Raw genomic sequence first — 15,442 nt, 5'->3', positions numbered from 1 at the left:
TTGACCCCTCCCACTATTCTTCCGCCAACCAGGTCTTGATCAGCTGAGCAACATCTTCAGGCCGCGATTTGGCATATTTTTCAACAGTACTGCGCTGTTCTGCCCGTTCTTTTTCCTGGGCAGTCAACTCTTTTACAGCTGCCTGTTCTTCGGCATCAGCAATAGGCTGAGGCTGAACATCAAGCGCCTCGACAAATTCTTCTTGCTGACGCCGCTGAGTATACCTGCGCAACAAATAAAGTATAGCAATAATGGCAATAATGAGCAGTCCTACTTTAAGCATAAGTGCCTGTTGCTGTTGTCTGGCAAGTGCTTCTTCATCTTGCCGCTGTTTATCCGCCAGTTCGGTGCTAAATTGAATGCTTTCCACAGCGATGCTGTCGCCGCGGGCCGGATTAATACCGATGGCACTGGCTACTGTTTTGCTCAGACTGTCCTGCTGGTCTCTGGGCACAGCGGCATCCACGAGTACAGCCACCGTTAGCCGTTTAATAGAGCCTGGTGTACTAACCACTTTTTCTTTGGTTTCATTGATCTCGAAATTACGGATTACCTCTTTTTTCTCATAATCAGATTGAGAGTTATTGCTGGTTACATAGCCGGGAATATTGGATGTTGTGCCAGGCACACCGCCCGGACCCCCGGCGCTGCCGGTATAATTTTCGCTCATTTCCTGGGAGCTGCGGATTATGCCTTTATCATCAACAACCGGTTCAAATATCTGCCTGTCTAACGTACGCTGGTCAAAATTAAGCTCAACATTGACCCTGGCCGCCGCTTTCCCAACACCTAAGGTTTGGTCAAGCAGGGATTGCACGTTTTTTTGCAAATCGTCCTGTACTTTCTTGGTCATTTCAAATTGGGTCAGAGTCGTCGTGCCAGCCATATGCGCTTCTTCGGACTGTTCATTTAACACCCGGGCCAGATGATCGACAACTGTAATATTCTCCGGTTTCAGCCCCTGCACACTGTGCCCCACCAGGTTGACAATACCTTTAATCTGTTGCGGCGACAACTGGGTCGAGGGTTTAAGCTTAAGCATAATGGAAGCTGTGGCCGGCTTCTCGCTTTTCTTATACAGGCTGTCTTCCGACATCACAATATGGACTCTGGCTTTTTCCACTTCTTCCATTTGTTCAATCGTCCGGGTAAGCTCGCCCTGGATGGCTTGCAATAACTGAACCTTATTCTGGAACTCCGTGGTCCCAAACTTATTCTGTTCAAATAGTTCAAAGCCTTTGTTCCCTCTCGGCAAACCCTGACTGGCCAAATCAAGCCGGAGCGTATGTACATCTTTGGATGGCACTAAAACCACAGTGCCATTACTGCCTGTCTGAACTTCATAAGGAACTTTCATTTCTTTTAACTTCGCAGTAACTTTACCTGCATCTTCGGCCTCAAGAGTAGTAAATAAAGGCACATTATCAGGGCGGCCGCCCCACCAGTAGCTCCAAGACAGAATAGCTAAAAATAAGCACGCGGCTGTACCAAGAATAATGTACCTGTGTTTATTATTCATATTTTGCCAAAGGCGCAGAGACTGTTCTTTCAAGTCCGCCATGTCTCCACCCTTTCAGTTAAGGAAAAGTCAATATTTAACTAAATTATTATAAAAGGTACTCTTGGTAATGCTGATTTTTTTCAGTTCGGCATTACACCTGCATCCTCATTACTTCCTGATAGGCGTCGACAATTTTATTGCGTACTTGCATTGTAAGCTGTAAGGCAATTGATGCCTTTTCAGCAGCAATCGTAACCTCGGCCACATCCTGAATCTTGCCGGCAGCAAGGTTCACCCGCGCCTGCCGGGCTTCACCCTGCAGTTCATTAACGCTGGTTAACGCCTCTTGCAGATATTCACCGAAAGCTTTTTCCGGCTGTTGGGGGCTGTCTGGCGCCTTTATTGCCGGCAGTGTACCTTTCACAGGCATTAATTTCAAAGCTTCAATTTGCATGTTATTCTCCTACCTTCCGATATCCAAAGCCTTGGCAGCCATGCTTTTAGCGGCATTGACTGCAGCTACGTTCGCCTCATAAGCTCTCGACGCGGTAATCATATCGACCATTTCCGTGACAATATTCACATTAGGCATCTCGACATAGCCCTCAGGGTTAGCATCCGGATGATTGGGCTCATACATAAGCTTAAGCGGAGCATTGTCTTTAATAATGCCGGTTACCCGCACACCGTTGCCGGCATCGATTTGACGGGAAAGGATCTGGCCAAACGAAGCCTGGCCGGACCGGGGTTCAAACACCACCATTTGCCGGTGGTAGGCACCGCCTTCCGCCGTACGGGTCGTGTTGGCATTGGCTATATTATTAGAGATAACATCCATGCGCAGCCGTTCCGCCGTCATGCCTGAAGCAGCCGCATCAATAGCCCGGAACATTCCCATAATCAGCGTCTCCCTTCATTAATCGCAGACTTAATGCCTGAAAAATATTTATTCAGTTGTTGCGCAACGGCATCGTAATAAATGGAGTTTTTCGACAGGCTGGCCATCTCACTGTCAATATCCACATTATTGCCGTCACTGCGAAGCGTAGTTGTCGTAATTGTGTTAACAGTCGGTTCAACGTTTTTTAGCCCTGACCTTAGAGGCAGATGACGTTCGTGAGTCCGGGCAATTGACGTATTATGAGGCTTCAGTGCCAATGCCAGCTGATCTTCAAAGCTCACTTCGCTTTTTTTGAATTTCGGGGTATTTACATTCGCAATATTGTTACTGATTACTTTATGGCGAAGTGAGGCTGCATCCAACGCTTTTTCCAGTACCGAAACCTGAGTTGATTTTAAAAGTGAGTTAAGCATTGCTCGCCCTCCTGTTAATTTTACATCCATCCCACTTTTTACTAAACAATATTTGTGCACTTTGATCTTACTGCATATTTCTACATAATACGTAGAAATCCTCTAAAAATCTCCTTAAGTTTTTGTAAATAGGGCCAAAAGTCCTAGGGGGCATACAGGGTTTAGGTACTCGGAACTATAAACTCTAGGCCCGCCTGAATTCAGCAAAAAAAATCCAGCTGTATTGAATACAGCTGGATAAACATACAGATTATTTCTTTAATTTTTTCAATTCTTCCAATAACCGCTCATTCAGCACCTTGATGTAAGTCCCTTTCATGCCAAGCGACTTGGATTCAATGACCCCGGCACTTTCAAACTTTCGCAGGGCATTGACAATAACAGAGCGGGTAATGCCGACCCGGTCAGCGATTTTACTGGCCACCAGCAGCCCTTCATTCCCTTCAAGCTCACTTAAAATGTGCATTACCGCTTCCAGTTCGGAGTAGGATAAAGTGCCTAATGCAACTTGCACAGTCGCCTTTTTTCTGGCTTCCTCTTCAATTTTTTCGCTGCGGTCTCTGAGCATTTCCATACCGACAACCGTAGCGCCATATTCCGCCAGTACTAAATCATCATCAGTAAACTCAGCACTGAATTTGGCAACAATCAGGGTGCCAATGCGGTCACCCACCCCATGAATGGGGACAATAGTTGTAAATTTGTCGTTAAACATACAACTTGTGCCATCACTAAAAGTGCACAAGCCGCCTTCTAATCTAAGATTCGGCGATGTCAGATCAATCTTCAGCAGCCAGTTTACATAGCGTTCAGGAAATTTACCCATTTGCAGTACTTTATCCCGCATAAGATCACACTCAAAATCATCAATCAAAGCAAATCCCAACACCGAGCCATCTTTATTGACAATATAAACATTAGCAGCCATAACTGTGCTGAGGACTGTGGCGACCTCGCTATATTCAACATTTTCCGATTTCTGAAGCAATTTATTGATTGTTCGTGTGCGTTCCAACAATGACGACATGATATTCCCCTACCTTTCATAATAAGACAAATAACTATAAAATATAGTGACTAAGATCCTGATTAACAACGATATGGTCTAGTTTCGCTTTTACATACTCACGGTTAATAATAATCAGCTTTTCAACGGTGTCAGGAGCATCAAAAGCCAGATCCTCCAACAACTTCTCCAGGATAGTATGTAACCGGCGGGCGCCGATGTTTTCTGTCTGGATATTTACCTTGCAAGCGATGTCTGCCAGTTCATCAATAGCGTCCTCTGTAAACTCGATTTTTATACCTTCAGTCTCCAGGAGACTGATATATTGCTTGATTAATGCATTCGCCGGCTCAGTCAATATTTGACGCAAATCTTCTTTTGACAAACTAGTCAGTTCAACCCGAATTGGGAAGCGTCCCTGCAATTCAGGTATTAAATCAGATGGTTTGGAAACATGGAAAGCACCGGCAGCAATAAATAAGATATGATCTGTTTTTACGGGTCCGTATTTAGTTACAACAGTCGAACCTTCCACAATCGGCAATATATCACGCTGAACCCCTTCCCGCGAAACATCAGGACCGGAGCTTTGCCCCCGGCCGGCAATCTTATCAATCTCATCGAGAAAAATAATGCCGGAATCCTCAGCAAGACTAACTGCACTGGCCGTAACCTCATCCATGTCAATCAGCTTTTGCGCTTCTTCCTGGATAAAAATTTTACGGGCGCTGGCAATCGTTACTTTACGTTTCTTTTGTTTCTTGGGCAGCAGATTACCAAGCATATCCTGGATATTCATGCCCATTTCCTCGATCCCGGTGCCGGCAAACATACCCATTGCCGGCGGCGCAGCATCTTCGACCGTAATCTCTATGAGTTCGTCTTCCAGCTCGCCGCTGCTGAGGCGTTTCCGCCACCATTCACGGCCGGTATTAAAGGCCGGCGACTCTTCCGGTTCCGGCGGTTTATCCTGGTTGGTGCCCATGCCGCCGGCAAACAGCATTTCAAAGGGATTACGGGCAGATTCTTTTTTTGCCGGCGGCACAAAATGATCAAGGATACGCTCATCCGCCAGCACCTTTGCCTTATCATTTACTTCAATTATCTTATGTTGTTTAACTATCCGGATGGATGTTTCCACCAGATCACGCACCATCGATTCGACATCACGCCCAACATAACCTACTTCAGTAAATTTAGTTGCTTCGACTTTAACAAAAGGAGCATGCACAAGTTTGGCCAGACGTCTGGCAATTTCTGTTTTGCCGACACCGGTAGGGCCAATCATTAGAATATTCTTAGGGATAATCTCTTCCTGAAGCTCTGCTGGCAATCTCTTGCTGCGCCAACGATTTCTCAAAGCCACGGCCACTGATTTTTTCGCTTGGTGCTGACCGATAATATACTTGTTTAATTCATTAACTACCTCTTTGGGTGTAAGTTCCAGCAAAATCATCCCCCCTTGTAACTATAACTCTTCTACTGTAATATGATCATTTGTGTATACACAAATATTAGCGGCAATCTCCAGGGCAGTCCGGGCAATAGCCTCGGCCGGCAAAGCAGAATGCTGCACCAGTGCTCTGGCAGCGGCCAGGGCGTAAGGGCCCCCGGAGCCAATAGCAGTGACACCATCATCTGGTTCAATAACCTCACCATTGCCGGAAATAATAAGCAGGTGAGCAGCATCAACCACAATCAAAAGCGCTTCCAGCCGCCTTAAAACCCGGTCAGAACGCCATTCTTTAGCAAGTTCAACCGCTGCTCTCATCATATTGCCATTATACTCTTCCAGCTTGCCTTCAAACTTCTCAAATAAAGTAAAGGCATCAGCTACCGAGCCGGCAAACCCGGCTAATACTTTACCATGGTAAAGCCGGCGGACTTTTTTAGCATTATGCTTCATTACCGTGTTTTGACCAAAAGTTACCTGCCCGTCACCGGCTATGGCAGTTTTCCCCTGATAGCGAACCGCAACAATCGTTGTAGCATGGAACATAAGTATCACCTCCGAGGAAATTTAGGCCCGTGGATGAGATTTTTTATAACTCGCTTTGAGCCTTTCGGTACTTACATGGGTATAAAGCTGAGTTGTGGATAAATTAACATGCCCTAACAGCTCTTGTACTGACCGCAGGTCAGCACCATTATTTAAAAGATGAGTGGCAAAAGTATGCCGAATACTGTGAGGAGTAACATTTTTCGCAATTGCCAACGCCTCAACATATCGCTCAACAATGCGTCGTATACTCCTGTCGGTGAGGGGCCCACCCCGGTTATTGACAAACAGGCGCTGATGGGTTTTCTCTTGTTGCCGGCCATATTCACCAGGCTTAGCACACAGTTTGCTGCGCGAACTGATCAGATAACTTTCCAGAATCCGGGCCGCACTCCGGCCCATAAGGACCAGCCTTTCCTTGGCCCCCTTACCGGCAACAATGATTGTGCGGCCGGCAAAATCAATATCCGGCAGGTTAATCCCGGCAAGTTCACTAACCCGGGCCCCGGTTGCGTAGAGAACTTCCAATACGGCTCTGTCCCTAAGACCCAAGAGGCTGTTGTCCGGCAAGGAAAGCAATTCGTTGATTTCCTTAGGGTCAAGAAAAACCGGCAGTTTTTTTTCCAGCTTAGGTGTTCTGACAGTAGTAAAGACATTTTCAGATAAAATATTTTCCCGGCATAAAAACCGGAAAAACGACCTAAGCGCCGCAATTCGTCGCATAATGGTCGCTTTGGCATACTGCTCAGATTTTAGATAAGCCAAATAACTACGAATTAAAACCGGAGTAATCTTAATAAGCAGAGCCTCCTCAGCCTCTTGTCTAGACACAAAATCCATAAACTGCAAAATATCACGCCGGTAATTGTGAATAGTGTGCCGGGATGCGTTTTTTTCAATTTTTAGGTAAAGCATAAACTGGTCCAGCAGTTGGTATATGTAGTCCAATTCTTCACTTTTAAACATGTCTGTCACTCAATCTTTCGCCTGTTACCTAACTCTGGTCTTGCGGAAATTACTATTATACTAACATACCTGCAGCAATTCCGCAAGATTATTGTCAAATTATTCAAATAAGTTCTCCATAACCTGCAATGCTCTTTCAGCAATGGCTTTATTTTTCAGCTTCTTATCTTTAATCTTATGCCCCAGCGGCGGCAACAGACCAAAATTTATATTCATAGGCTGAAAACCAGCCGGCTCGGCCTGCGTAATATAACGGCACAGGGCGCCATGAGCTGTTGCGGGCGGAAACACCAGCGGCTCAAGGCCACGCACTATCCTGGCGGCATTTACCCCTGCAACCAGGCCGCTGGCGGCTGATTCCACATAGCCCTCAACACCGGTAATCTGACCGGCAAATAATATGTGCCGGTCCGCCTTCATCTGCAAGGTCGGTTCCAGGATGATTGGTGAATTAATAAATGTATTCCGGTGCATCACCCCGTACCGGACAAATTCAGCATTTTCCAGGCCGGGAATAAGACGGAATACCCGGTTTTGTTCCGGCCATGTAAGATGTGTCTGAAAACCAACAATATTATATAACGATGCGGCAAAATTATCCTGACGGAGCTGCACGACAGCATAAGGCATTTCTCCGGTCTCAGGCTGTCGCAAACCGACAGGCTTCATCGGCCCAAACCGCATCGTGTCAATGCCCCTGGCAGCCATAGCTTCTATGGGCATACAGCCTTCGAAGACAACCATCTTTTCAAACTCCCGGCCAGGCGCAACCCCGGCCCGGGTCAGCTCCTGCCAAAAGCGTTCATATTGCGCCTTAGTCAGCGGGCAGTTCAGATAATCATCATCCCCTTTACCATAGCGGGAAGCACGGTAAATAATAGCCCTATCCAGCGAATCGGCGGTTACAATCGGCGCCGCCGCATCGTAAAAATACAAATAATCACTGCCGGTCAGGCGGCCAATCTCACTGGCCAAAACCGGTGCTGTCAACGGCCCGGTAGCAATAACCACCGGCCGGGCCGCCGGAATTTGTGTCAGTTCAGCGTGGATAACCGTAACCCGGGGATGATTGGCAAGGGTCTCGGTAATCATCTGACTGAAACCACTGCGATCAACAGCCAGTGCCCCCCCGGCCGGCACACGATTCGTATCGGCAGCCCGCATAACCAGGGAGTTAAGCCTTCTCATTTCTTCTTTCAGCAGGCCAACCGCGTTTTCTATCGCCGCCGCGCGCAGGGAGTTGCTGCAGACCAATTCAGCAAACTGTCCGGTATGATGGGCCGGGGTCATAACCTGGGGACGCATTTCGTATAAATCCACATCAATACCGGCTTCAGCCAGCTGCCAGGTAGTTTCACTGCCGGCCAGGCCAGCGCCGATTACTGTAACTTTAGCCACTTTTTTTCCTCCGGTTAGCAGCAGGCTTCTTGGCTTTGGCCTGTTTCTCATCATCGCCTGTTTTTTCAGGCACCGCTTTATGCTCAGGTGATTGCCGGGTTGAGCAGGCTTCGTTGCTGCACACGGCGGCAACACCGCCATTCTTATATCTGTGCCGCACCATAAAGGCGCCGCACACCTGGCAATTCTCCTTTAACGGCATATCCCAGGTATTAAAATCGCATTCCGGATAGTTTTCACAACCATAAAAAACCCGGCGCCGTTTGGTCCGGCGTTCAACAATAGCCCCCTTGCATTTCGGGCACTTTACGCCGGTGTCTTTTAAAATAGGTTTAGTGTTGCGGCAGGCTGGAAAACCCGGGCAGGCCAGGAAATTCCCATACCGTCCCTGCTTAACAACCATCATCCGCCCACAATTCTCACAGGGAATATCAGATACTTCAACAGGCAGTTCAACCTGCCCGATTGCTTCTTCGGCAAAACTTAGATCTTTGGCAAAAGGGCCATAAAATTGTTCTAAAACACTTAACCAGGATGCATCGCCTTCAGCAATATCATCTAATTTATCTTCCATACCGGCCGTAAATTCAGCATCAACAATTTTATCAAAATACTGCTTCAACAGATCAAGTACTACAAAACCCAGCTCGGTGGGAAAAAATCTTTTCTCAACCCGCTCCACATACCCCCGGTCAACAATCGTCTCTATTGTCGGAGCGTACGTACTAGGCCGGCCAATCCCTTTTTCCTCCAGCATTTTAACCAGTGATGCCTCGGTATAGCGGGGCGGCGGTTCGGTAAAATGCTGCTTGGGGTCAATTTTACTTAATTTAACGATCTGCCCCGGGGTGAGAACAGGCAAAGTAGTCTCATGATCCAGATCGCTGTCGGCTGTTTGTTCTATTTCCTTGCCCTTACCAATCATCCCGCTGAACGCTGCTAAAAAACCGGGGAACTTAAGCTGCGAACCCGTAGCTTTCAGCTTATACCGGCCGGCAGTAATCTCTATGGTCAGAGTGTCATAGACGGCGGCAGTCATCTGGCTGGCAATAAATCTTTCCCAAATAAGCGTATACAATTTTAGTTGATCTTTGCTGAGATTTTTATCAATCGCAGCCGGAGCCAGCTCCAGGGTAGTGGGCCTGACCGCCTCATGGGCATCCTGGGATTTTTTATTGGCATACACCGGCGCTTTGGCCGGCAGATAATCCAAACCAAATTTCTGCTCAACATAGGTTCTTGCCTCTTGCTGAGCGGTGTCGGCTACCCGGGTTGAATCAGTCCGCATATAAGTAATAAGACCGACTTGACCGGCACGGCCAATATCCAGGCCTTCATATAATTGCTGAGCAACCATCATCGTTTTCCGGGATGTAAAGCCCAGTTTGCGGGCCGCCTCCTGCTGGAGGGTGCTGGTGGTAAACGGCGGATAGGGATTACGCTTTCTTTCCCGCTTTTTAACATCACTGACCACATATTCAGCTTTTTTTAAATCATCGACAATACCAGCCGCCTGCAGCTCATTAGTAACCGACGGCTTGGTACCGTCAACGGCAACTAGTTCAGCATCAAAACCTTTGGCATTATTCTTTTCTTTGAGTTTAGCGGTTATCGTCCAATACTCTTCCGGCACAAAGGCCTGAATCTCTTTCTCCCTGTCGCAAATTAGCCTGACAGCAACCGACTGAACCCGGCCGGCACTAAGGCCTTTGCGGACTTTGCGCCATAAAAGGGGACTCAGCTTGTAACCCACAATTCTGTCAAGTATCCGCCTGGTCTGTTGCGCATAAACCCGGGGCAGGTTGATGGGGCGCGGCTTTTTAACAGCCTGCTGAATGGCCGGTTTGGTAATTTCATTAAATTCAATCCGGCAGGTACTATGCTCCGGAATATTAAGGATGTGCGCTAAATGCCAGGCAATGGCTTCCCCTTCACGGTCAGGGTCTGTCGCCAGATATACTGTATCGGCATTTTTTGCTGCTTCTTTCAGGCTTTTAATAAGATCGCCCTTGCCTCTGATGTTAATGTATTTAGGCTCAAAGCCCTGCTCAATATTAACACCAAACTGGCTTTTAGGCAAATCACGCAAGTGTCCCATAGAAGCTTTGACTGTATAGTTTTTACCTAAAAACTTTTCTATTGTTTTGGCTTTGGCCGGGGATTCTACCACAACTAGAGCTTTGCTCACTTATTTCCCTCCCTGGCGGCACAAGTATAGCATTGACCGCTATGTTCGACCGTCAAACCCCGTAATGTGAGTTGCAATAATATATATGCAGCCGTTGCCGGCAGTACATTCAGTTTTGTAACAATTTCTTCAATTCCTATAGGCTCCTCATAATTCAGTAAACTATACACAGCCTGTTCATCCTTGGCTAATATCACGCCGGCCGGCTTAAGCGGGTCTGCTTCCCAGCCATATTCCTCCAGAACATCACCAGCCCCGTCTACCAGCTTGGCTCCCTGTTTGATAAGTCTGTTAGTCCCTTTGCTGCCGCCGGCAAAAATACTGCCAGGCACAGCAAATACATCCCGTCCTTCTTCTAACGCAAAATCAGCGGTGATAAGGGCCCCACTCCTCTCAGCGGCTTCCACGACAATAACGCCCCGGGACAACCCGCTGATAATACGGTTGCGGGCAGGAAAATGCCGGGCCTGGGCCATAACACCCGGGGCATACTCGGAAATTATGGCACCGGTCTCAGCAATACGTGCCAGCAGTCTGGCGTTTTCCGGTGGATAAGAAATATCCACCCCACAGCCAAGCACGGCAATTGTATACCCTTGCTCCAGTGCTCCCTGGTGAGCAGTTGTGTCAATACCTCTGGCGGCGCCGCTGACAATTCCAACCTGGGCGGTTGCCAGCGCCGCCGCCAGCATGCCGGCGGCATTCCTGCCATAGGGCGAAGCTTTGCGCGCGCCGACAATAGCCACAAGCTTATCATGGTTAGGTAAAATCCCCCGATAATACAGAACATAGGGCGGATTAAAGGTGTTACGCAATAAAACCGGATAGTTGTCATTTGTTAAGCTGCAGAGGAATATTCTTTTTTTGAATAATAGCTCGGCCAGGTTATGTACATCTAGCTTGTCCCGGTGGGCGAGTAAATTATTACAAACGGTGTTATCCACACACCTTGATAAAAATAAATCGCCCTGGTCAGCCAACCAAGCCTGCCGGGCGCTACCAAAATAATCAACCAAGGCCTTAATGCGTGAACTGCCAATACCCGGAACCTTCTGTAAGGCAGCCAAGTAATACTGCTCCATATTCAGTTCCTCCACTTTCAGCTCCTATTAAAGACCCTGTACTTGGTAAATCATAATTACTAGCAATTATACCTGGGATAAAATCCATAGGTCAAGAGCCTAGAGTCCTATAAAAGCATTTTTTAACAATATTTTTATATTTTTAACCTTTTAAGTGGCATTCGGCAATAAAATCGGCAATATTTTTAGCTGCATAAGGCCGGCCAAGTAAAACTGCCCGCCGGCGCAAAGTGATAAAATCATCGTCAGTGGTAAATAATCTAGTCAGTATCGTTGCCAGTGCGGTCAAAGAATCGGCCCTGAGTGCGGCCCGGTGATTAAGCAAATACCGGGTATTTGCTTCTTCCTGACCAGGTATAGGGCGATAAATAACAAGGGGTACCCCCATGGTAAGAGCCTCGGCCGAACTCATGCCCCCGGGTTTAGAGATCAATACATCGGCGGCACGCATCAGTTCGTGTACATTATCCACAAAGCCGAAGACCCTGACCGGCTGCCTGCTCGTTGCTTGCATTTGCGCCAGGCGCCGGTATAACAACTGATTTTTGCCTGCTACCGCAATAATCTGCACAGGCCTGTCAAGTTGGTCGCATACTGCAAGGATTTCAGCCATTGGCAGCACCCCGGCCCCGCCCCCCATAATCAGGATTGTTTTGCGGCCCGGACTAAGTTTAAGCTCAGCCAGTATTTGCTCTTTGTTACCTGGCTGGCTGAAACATTCACTGACAGGTATGCCTGTTACAACGATCGACTGGGGGAGGATTCCCTGCTGACTTAAATAGTCGGCCATAGCCGGGTGAGCCACAAAATAATGCTCAAATTCCGGATAGACCCAGAGCCGGTGGGCCACAAAGTCAGTAATAATTGCCGCCGCCGGTACCGTAATCAGGCCTTTCTTTTTGAGCCAGGCGACAAGGCCGGCCGGAGTGGCATGGGTACAGACGATGACTGAGGGTTGAAACTGTTTAATATAAGCCACCATACGCCGGGCAAACAGCTGGCTGACCAGCTCCCGGCCCAGCAATGCCAGCCGGCTCTGATTGCCCCAGCCATACATTGCGCCATAGGCTTGAGGAAAAGTAGCAAGTATTTGTAAATAACCCTTAAGTACTGTCCGGCCGATAAACGGATGACAGAAATCAAATATACTGCACAGTTCCGTATGGCACGAATGGTGTAACCTAAGCAGCTGACTCACAGACTGGGCTGCTTTAAAATGCCCGGCCCCAATCGGGGCACTCATAAATAAAACCCGCGGTTTAACCAATCGCATTCGCCTGCCAAGAAGTTTTTATTGTACCATAACGGTTAACCTGGCTGTCATCGCCGGTTGCCGCCAGCAAGGCCTGTACTGTTTTTCCTTTATATACTGCACAGTCCCCGGCAATCTCGGCCAAAGGAATTAACACAAATTTCCTGTCAGGCAGCCGGGGATGAGGTAACGCCAGAGTGTCAGTAGCCATTTCTACATTATGATACAGCAGAAGATCAATGTCAATATTTCGCGGCCCCCACCGCACCGCCCGCACCCGGCCCATCTGCCGTTCAGTGTCAAGGCAGACCGCCAGCAGTTCCACCGGCGGCAAATCAGTGGTAATGGCAATAACCGCATTGAGAAAATTGGGCTGCTCCTTAAGCCCGACCGGTTCCGTCTCATACAATGAAGATACCCGTTCAAGCCCAATGCCCGGATGAGCCTGCAGGAGCCTGATGGCAGTAGCAATGTTTTCTTCTCTGGTAATATTGCCAACGCTGATATTAGAGCCCAATCCTAAAATAATCATTCACCCTGTCTCCGCACAGCTTCAACTTCAACATACTCCAGGGCGGCAGCAATGGGTACCGAGGGTTTGCGAATCCGTACAATTACTTCCTCTACTAATGGATGCAGCCGTAAAACCTCCCCGGCAATCCGGTAAGACAGGGCTTCCAGCAGTTGAAACCTCTGATTCTCTACGATTTCTCTGGTTTGATTATAAATTGTAACATAATCTACAGTCTCTTCCAGCCGGTCGCTTTTACCGGCCTGGCTTAAATCGGCTTTCATGTCCAGATCAACATAAAAGCGCTGCCCTAATTCCCGTTCAAATTCATACACCCCGTGAAAACCGTAAAACACCATATTTTTTAAAGTAACTCTATGGCTCACCGCTAGCTACCCCCTACTGATATTTAGCATTTGTTATCACATCTGTCATCCGGGCAATGCGGGCTATCGCCTTTACATCATGTACCCGGACAATATTGGCCCCTTTGGTAATTCCCCAAGCGACAGTAGCGCCTGTTCCTTCTACCCGGTCATCAGGCAGCGCCTTTAAAATATCGCCAATGAATCGTTTGCGGGAAGTGCCTAACAATATAGGGCATCCCATCGATTTTAGCTCCTCCAGGCGCGCCATTACCACTAAATTAGCCGCCGGCGTTTTGCCAAACCCAATGCCCGGATCGATAATAAATTGTTCAGCGCTGATACCTGCAGCCTGGCCGATTTCAACACTGTGCCGCAAAAATTCAAGAATATGGGCCATAATATCCCGCTGATACACTGTCCCTTCCTGATTATGCATAACTACCACCGGCACCCCGGCTGCCGCAATCACCTTAGCCATTTCGGGGTCAGACTGCAGACCCCAGATATCATTGATCATATGGGCGCCGGCTCTAAGGGCCTCCCGGGCCACACTGGCTTTATAAGTATCAATAGACACAGGCACACCGGCAACAGCCAGTACCTTTTCCAGGACAGGCATTAACCGGTCCAGCTCTGCCTGCGCCGATATTTTCTCTGATCCGTAGGGTCTGGTAGATTCAGCACCGATGTCGATAATATCGGCCCCGTCTTTAACCATTTGTTCGGCATGCTTCAGGGCGGCATCAATAGTATTAAACTGCCCTCCGTCCGAAAAAGAATCTGGTGTAAAATTTAAAATTCCCATAACCAGTGTTTTCTCCGGCGTAATCGCCAGCCTGTGCTGGCCAAGCTGATAGTCGCGCCGCGGGAAGGCTTCGCTGGCGGCAATGACAGCCTCCAGCTCCTGGGCCAGTTTTTTCAGCCCCCAGGGCTGAACCTTAAGCTGGGGGATACATTGTTTATAGTGTTTTAAACTCCCGCTTAAGAGTACATCTGTGTATTGATCGCTAAAATCGGCCGCGCCCCTGGAGACTGAGGCCTCGCCGCCTTTAGAAAGAAATGTCTGTTTTAGAATAAGCGCAGCTTTACTTAACACTTTTTCCACTTTAATCGTCTTATATACGGCCTTATTAGACATAATAGCCGCACCGCCAGGATCACATTGAATCTTGTACAGCTCGGCCTTCGCCTGGTCTTGATTTTTTATCTCAATTACCCGCATATTGTATTGCATTAGCGCCCTCCCCTATTGCGACAAAATATAATTTTATTGTATCATAAAATTATGTAGAATAAAGATTATTATGCAAATTTTAGAAATTCAGCATTTATCTCGGCAATATCCAGGGCGGCTTTTATAGCAAACAACGCTTAGCGCCGGATTTTTCCTAATCCGGTTGCGCCAATGCCGTTTTTTGAAAACACACCCAGCGACCCGCCTTTTACCGCAAAGAACCGGGAGAAAAGCACAACTTTACTTGCAATTCTCCGGAAACAAGCTATAATTAGAAATAGGTGGGAATTAAAAAGTCGCCGTGACCTGAAAGTGTAACCAGCACTTCCAGGCCCGCGCAAGGTGCACGAACACCTACACGTAACAGCAAGCTGTCCACGACGACATTTCTATTATACACCGGGCTTCCGCCGCCGACAAGCGGTGGGAAAGGGAACGCGGGTATAAGGGATGTTGCCGCCGGCGCCGGGCTGTGAGTGCGACTGGACGCAGCAAACCATTCAGCCTCCCTCAACTAACCAATCGTCAGCAGCCGGGCAACCAGTGACTTGCCGGTTTGACCGCCTGCTGTCCAGGCCGGGTATGTCCGGCTTATTGGGATTGAGGATTAGCAAGCATCGAAG

General features: G+C 48.0%; 15 protein-coding genes. All 15 read right to left on the bottom strand.

Features of this window, described 5'->3' with window-relative positions:
- Positions 1-13: 13 nt before the first annotated feature.
- The 15 genes from fliF to folP all read right to left on the bottom strand — a co-directional run bounded on the left by fliF (position 14) and on the right by folP (position 14,819).
- On the bottom strand, positions 14-1,561 hold the full coding sequence (fliF, locus tag SPTER_RS08955) for a flagellar basal-body MS-ring/collar protein FliF (protein WP_144350090.1): 1,548 nt from the start codon (positions 1,559-1,561) through the stop codon (positions 14-16).
- 91 nt (positions 1,562-1,652) lie between these two features.
- Positions 1,653-1,955, bottom strand: coding sequence for a flagellar hook-basal body complex protein FliE (gene fliE / locus SPTER_RS08950; protein ID WP_144350089.1), 303 nt, complete (start codon positions 1,953-1,955; stop codon positions 1,653-1,655).
- A gap of 9 nt (positions 1,956-1,964) precedes the next feature.
- Positions 1,965-2,399, bottom strand: a complete 435-nt coding sequence (flgC, locus tag SPTER_RS08945; protein WP_144350088.1) for a flagellar basal body rod protein FlgC — start codon at positions 2,397-2,399, stop codon at positions 1,965-1,967.
- A 2-nt stretch (positions 2,400-2,401) separates the two neighbouring features.
- On the bottom strand, positions 2,402-2,815 hold the full coding sequence (gene flgB / locus SPTER_RS08940; protein ID WP_144350087.1) for a flagellar basal body rod protein FlgB: 414 nt from the start codon (positions 2,813-2,815) through the stop codon (positions 2,402-2,404).
- A 250-nt stretch (positions 2,816-3,065) separates the two neighbouring features.
- A complete protein-coding gene (codY, locus tag SPTER_RS08935; protein WP_144350086.1) occupies positions 3,066-3,842 on the bottom strand; it encodes a GTP-sensing pleiotropic transcriptional regulator CodY in 777 nt (258 codons plus the stop codon).
- A 34-nt stretch (positions 3,843-3,876) separates the two neighbouring features.
- Positions 3,877-5,277, bottom strand: coding sequence for an ATP-dependent protease ATPase subunit HslU (gene hslU / locus SPTER_RS08930; RefSeq protein WP_170233219.1), 1,401 nt, complete (start codon positions 5,275-5,277; stop codon positions 3,877-3,879).
- A 12-nt stretch (positions 5,278-5,289) separates the two neighbouring features.
- On the bottom strand, positions 5,290-5,820 hold the full coding sequence (hslV, locus tag SPTER_RS08925) for an ATP-dependent protease subunit HslV (protein WP_144350084.1): 531 nt from the start codon (positions 5,818-5,820) through the stop codon (positions 5,290-5,292).
- A gap of 21 nt (positions 5,821-5,841) precedes the next feature.
- A complete protein-coding gene (gene xerC, locus SPTER_RS08920; RefSeq protein WP_144352824.1) occupies positions 5,842-6,786 on the bottom strand; it encodes a tyrosine recombinase XerC in 945 nt (314 codons plus the stop codon).
- A gap of 99 nt (positions 6,787-6,885) precedes the next feature.
- On the bottom strand, positions 6,886-8,184 hold the full coding sequence (trmFO, locus tag SPTER_RS08915; protein WP_144350083.1) for a methylenetetrahydrofolate--tRNA-(uracil(54)-C(5))-methyltransferase (FADH(2)-oxidizing) TrmFO: 1,299 nt from the start codon (positions 8,182-8,184) through the stop codon (positions 6,886-6,888).
- Positions 8,177-10,372, bottom strand: coding sequence for a type I DNA topoisomerase (gene topA, locus SPTER_RS08910; protein WP_144350082.1), 2,196 nt, complete (start codon positions 10,370-10,372; stop codon positions 8,177-8,179). Before topA ends, trmFO begins: the two co-directional genes overlap by 8 nt.
- Positions 10,369-11,454 (bottom strand): DNA-processing protein DprA, encoded by a 1,086-nt coding sequence (gene dprA / locus SPTER_RS08905; RefSeq protein WP_144350081.1) that lies wholly within the window; start codon positions 11,452-11,454, stop codon positions 10,369-10,371. Before dprA ends, topA begins: the two co-directional genes overlap by 4 nt.
- 142 nt (positions 11,455-11,596) lie before the next feature.
- Complete coding sequence (locus SPTER_RS08900; RefSeq protein ID WP_144350080.1) at positions 11,597-12,727, bottom strand: MGDG synthase family glycosyltransferase; 1,131 nt, start codon at positions 12,725-12,727, stop codon at positions 11,597-11,599.
- The gene (gene folK, locus SPTER_RS08895) at positions 12,714-13,238 is read right to left on the bottom strand and encodes a 2-amino-4-hydroxy-6-hydroxymethyldihydropteridine diphosphokinase (protein ID WP_144350079.1); all 525 of its coding nucleotides are present in this window, start codon (positions 13,236-13,238) and stop codon (positions 12,714-12,716) included. Before folK ends, SPTER_RS08900 begins: the two co-directional genes overlap by 14 nt.
- A complete protein-coding gene (folB, locus tag SPTER_RS08890) occupies positions 13,235-13,603 on the bottom strand; it encodes a dihydroneopterin aldolase (RefSeq protein WP_144350078.1) in 369 nt (122 codons plus the stop codon). Before folB ends, folK begins: the two co-directional genes overlap by 4 nt.
- Before the next feature lie 13 nt (positions 13,604-13,616).
- Positions 13,617-14,819, bottom strand: a complete 1,203-nt coding sequence (gene folP / locus SPTER_RS08885; protein ID WP_144350077.1) for a dihydropteroate synthase — start codon at positions 14,817-14,819, stop codon at positions 13,617-13,619.
- Positions 14,820-15,442 lie beyond the last annotated feature (623 nt).

The organism is Sporomusa termitida, assembly GCF_007641255.1.
Classification (GTDB): domain Bacteria; phylum Bacillota; class Negativicutes; order Sporomusales; family Sporomusaceae; genus Sporomusa; species Sporomusa termitida.
Note: the sequence above shows the minus strand (reverse complement) of the source record. Positions and strands in the feature narration are given on the sequence as shown.

What these genes read in the sequence shown, in the direction of transcription:
- folP (WP_144350077.1), bottom strand. Translation starts at nt 14,819, where the DNA reads ATGCAATACAATATGCGGGTAATTGAGATAAAAAATCAAGACCAGGCG.
- hslV (WP_144350084.1), bottom strand. Translation starts at nt 5,820, where the DNA reads ATGTTCCATGCTACAACGATTGTTGCGGTTCGCTATCAGGGGAAAACT.
- xerC (WP_144352824.1), bottom strand. Translation starts at nt 6,786, where the DNA reads ATGTTTAAAAGTGAAGAATTGGACTACATATACCAACTGCTGGACCAG.
- hslU (WP_170233219.1), bottom strand. Translation starts at nt 5,277, where the DNA reads ATGATTTTGCTGGAACTTACACCCAAAGAGGTAGTTAATGAATTAAAC.
- flgC (WP_144350088.1), bottom strand. Translation starts at nt 2,399, where the DNA reads ATGGGAATGTTCCGGGCTATTGATGCGGCTGCTTCAGGCATGACGGCG.
- dprA (WP_144350081.1), bottom strand. Translation starts at nt 11,454, where the DNA reads ATGGAGCAGTATTACTTGGCTGCCTTACAGAAGGTTCCGGGTATTGGC.
- fliF (WP_144350090.1), bottom strand. Translation starts at nt 1,561, where the DNA reads ATGGCGGACTTGAAAGAACAGTCTCTGCGCCTTTGGCAAAATATGAAT.
- flgB (WP_144350087.1), bottom strand. Translation starts at nt 2,815, where the DNA reads ATGCTTAACTCACTTTTAAAATCAACTCAGGTTTCGGTACTGGAAAAA.
- fliE (WP_144350089.1), bottom strand. Translation starts at nt 1,955, where the DNA reads ATGCAAATTGAAGCTTTGAAATTAATGCCTGTGAAAGGTACACTGCCG.
- SPTER_RS08900 (WP_144350080.1), bottom strand. Translation starts at nt 12,727, where the DNA reads ATGCGATTGGTTAAACCGCGGGTTTTATTTATGAGTGCCCCGATTGGG.
- folK (WP_144350079.1), bottom strand. Translation starts at nt 13,238, where the DNA reads ATGATTATTTTAGGATTGGGCTCTAATATCAGCGTTGGCAATATTACC.
- codY (WP_144350086.1), bottom strand. Translation starts at nt 3,842, where the DNA reads ATGTCGTCATTGTTGGAACGCACACGAACAATCAATAAATTGCTTCAG.